Source organism: Calothrix rhizosoleniae SC01, assembly GCF_900185595.1.
GTDB classification, from domain to species: domain Bacteria; phylum Cyanobacteriota; class Cyanobacteriia; order Cyanobacteriales; family Nostocaceae; genus Calothrix_A; species Calothrix_A rhizosoleniae.
Genome location: NZ_FYBH01000429.1, coordinates 1 through 3,138, shown reverse-complemented (window position 1 = coordinate 3,138; position 3,138 = coordinate 1). Strand labels below are relative to the sequence as shown.

The window sequence follows — 3,138 nt, the reverse complement described above, 5'->3', positions numbered from 1 at the left end:
ATTGATAATTCTCATCTTGCATCTATGTTTACAGAGTTAGCTTTTCGTCTCACTAATCAGCAGTAAAATTATAAATTATGGATTATTGGTGATGTAACCAGCTATAGTTGTTTACTCATCGGTAAATACAGATAGATGATTGATGTAAATTGGGGGAATGGTGGTAATTATGGGTGATAATTCTAGAAATCAGTTAACACAGAAATCCCTCAATCTTCTTATTAGTCAAACAGAAAATACAACGGCGAACCAAGAACTAGATGAATTACGCAGCTTACTTTTAGGTATAGAGCCAAGACAACTGAATCAATTATATGAGCGATTAAATAATCCTCAAATTCATGCTGAAGATATCGGCAATTTGCTTCCAGAAGCCGTGCAATTACAAACTCAGAAGAACACACAGTTAGTGGAAGCAATGACACCAACTGTAGAGGAAGCAATTAAATTTTCCATTCAGAAAGATGAGAAGACTTTATCAGAAGTAATTTTTCCGATTTTAGCTCCAGCTACTCGCAAGGCAATCACCACAGCTTTAGAGCAGATGATTCAGAGTTTGAATCAAACTTTAGAGCATAGCTTGTCACTGCAAAGCTGGAAATGGAGATTAGAAGCCAAGCGAACGGGAAAAACCTTTGCTGAAGTTATCATGCTGCGTACATTAGTCTACCGTGTAGAGCAGCTGTTTTTGATTCACAAGCAAACCGGTTTGTTGTTGCAACACATAGTAGCACCCCAGGTATCTGTCCAAGATGGAGAGCTGGTTTCGGCGATGTTGACGGCTATTGAAGACTTTGTCAAAGACTCCTTCGCTGTAGCTAAAGGAGATGGACTGCAAAGTTTACAATTTGGAGAACTGACAATTTGGGTTGAAGAAAGTCCCAGTACCCTATTAGCAGGTGTAATTCGAGGTATCCCACCTCAAGAATTAAGATTTGTCTTCCAAAATGCGATCGCTAAAATTCAACTTCATTTAGCTCAACAGCTGGATGATTTTCAAGGGGAAACAGCACCATTCGCAGCCGCTCAACCTTATCTGGAAGATTGTTTAGGAGTTCAATATAAAAAATCTGCATCCTCCAAAAGATATACCTATGCATGGAGTTTATTTGGTATAGTAGCGATCGCCCTCGGAATTTGGGCTGTTTTTGCCATCCAGGAACAAAGAAGGTGGCATAAATATTTAGCACAACTTAACTCTCAGCCAGGAATTGTGGTGATTAAAGCAGAGCGGAAAAGTAATGGCAAATACTTGATTGTCGGAATGCGCGATCCATTGGCAAAAAATCCCCAGGACTTAATCAAAAAAGCATCTCTTCCCTCTGAAAAAGTAATTGGTCAATGGCAATCTTATATTTCTTTAGACCCACAATTAAAGCCAAAAAGAGCCGCAGAATACCTGATACCTCCAAAAACCACATCTTTAGAAATTGACAACAATGGAAACCTCAAAGCTAGTGGTGTAGCTCCTCAAAAATGGATAGTGCGATCGCGAAAATTATGGCGTTTTATCCCTGGAGTCAATAAATATCAGGATCGAAATCTTACCCCCTCAGAACTGGCTCAGTTCAACACCTACAAGCAACAAATTGAAGGTAATAGTCTGTTCTTTTTAGAAGGGAAGACTACATTTGCACCAGGTGAATCGAAAAAGTTAATGAATTTAGTCGTAGCAATCAAAAAAATTGTACAAGTTTCTCAAGACTTACAGCAGAGTATAACTATTCAAATAGTAGGACATACAAACACCATTGGTACAGAAAAAAGTAATAAAATCCTTAGTCAAGCTCGCGCTCAGAAAATGCTATCTTATTTTCAGAAACAAGGATTCAAAAAGAGTATTTTTACAGCTGTGGGAGTAGGTTCTAGTCAGAGGCTACCTACCCGTAGTAAAAAAGAAAATCGCATATCTAACCGCAGGGTATCTTTTCGGGTATTCCTCAAGGATAAATTGAAATAAAGGAATATCCACATATGTTACAGAAAAAAATATGTATGGTAGGTGCATTTGCCACAGGTAAAACAAGTTTAGTAGCACAGTTTGTCCGCAGTATTTTTTCAGAGAAATATCAAACTACTGTAGGTGTAAAGATAGATAAAAAACAATTAATATTCAAGACAGAGATATAAATTTAATCCTTTGGGATCTTCATGGAGAAGATGAATTTCAAAAAGTAAGAATGTCTTATTTAAGAGGTTCATCAGGCTATTTATTAGTAGTTGATGGTACCAGAAAAAATACCCTAGATAAAGCATTAGACCTACAAACTAGGGTCGAAGAAGCTATTGGCAAAGTTCCCTTAATTCTCGTACTGAATAAGTCAGATATGATGGATGAGTGGGAAATTAATGACCAAGAAATTAAACAACTCGGACAAAACCATTGGACTGTCATTAAAACTAGTGCCAAAACAGGCTTGGGTGTAGAAGAAGTCTTTCAAACTCTTGCAAATAAGATACTGGAGGGATAAATGCTGGATGTCCCCACTCCCATTATTAATTATCTACTCAATTTGATGATTGAAAAACACTCCCTTGCTTATTTATTGGTGAATAAAGATGGTTCTTTATCCCAATGGGGTGGAAAGCTTGCGGCATATGGGTTTGACCAACTCCAGGAAGGAGAAAAAGTAGAAAAAAAGGTTTTTTTTCTAGAAGGAATGCTGCCATTAAATGACGATCCCATTGTTATCCTCCGTATGAAAACCGAATATGGCATTTGTGCAGACGTTCACATATTTTCCTCAAAAGATGGAGATTGGGTGTTGTTTTTAGATGCTACTTTAGCAGAAATGCAGCTCTCTGTGATTCAACAGTCAATCAATGAATCTATCCTTATGCAGGATAAAGTAACTAAAATATTCAATCAATAATTTAATAGTATTTTATTAAGTATGAGTGAATCTATCACAGCCAATATATTTGCAGCTTTAAATATTTTGGTCTTAGAAAAATTTAAGGGAGATTCTTATCAAATTATTGGAACAGTGCCTGATTGGGCACAAAATTTTTGTCCTTCCCCAGTAGAATCAGGTCATAAAATTTTGCTCAAAAAAGCAGAATTATCATTTTTAGAAAACTTTTTAATTGATGCTGAAGAATTTTGGGAACAAGATGAATCTCAACAACCGGCAACAA

2 protein-coding genes and 2 pseudogenes are annotated in these 3,138 nt (G+C 36.8%); all 4 read left to right on the top strand.

What is annotated here, in order from left to right:
* The first annotated feature begins 169 nt into the window (after window positions 1-169).
* Window positions 170-1,960: an OmpA family protein gene (locus tag CALSC_RS25000; protein WP_088243899.1), complete on the top strand. Its 1,791-nt coding sequence runs from the start codon at window positions 170-172 to the stop codon at window positions 1,958-1,960.
* 14 nt (window positions 1,961-1,974) lie between these two features.
* A pseudogene (locus tag CALSC_RS24995) lies at window positions 1,975-2,471 on the top strand (Rab family GTPase).
* On the top strand, window positions 2,472-2,873 hold the full coding sequence (locus tag CALSC_RS24990) for a hypothetical protein (RefSeq protein ID WP_088243898.1): 402 nt from the start codon (window positions 2,472-2,474) through the stop codon (window positions 2,871-2,873).
* A 21-nt stretch (window positions 2,874-2,894) separates the two neighbouring features.
* A pseudogene (locus tag CALSC_RS24985) lies at window positions 2,895-3,138 on the top strand (sensor histidine kinase); the annotation flags it as partial.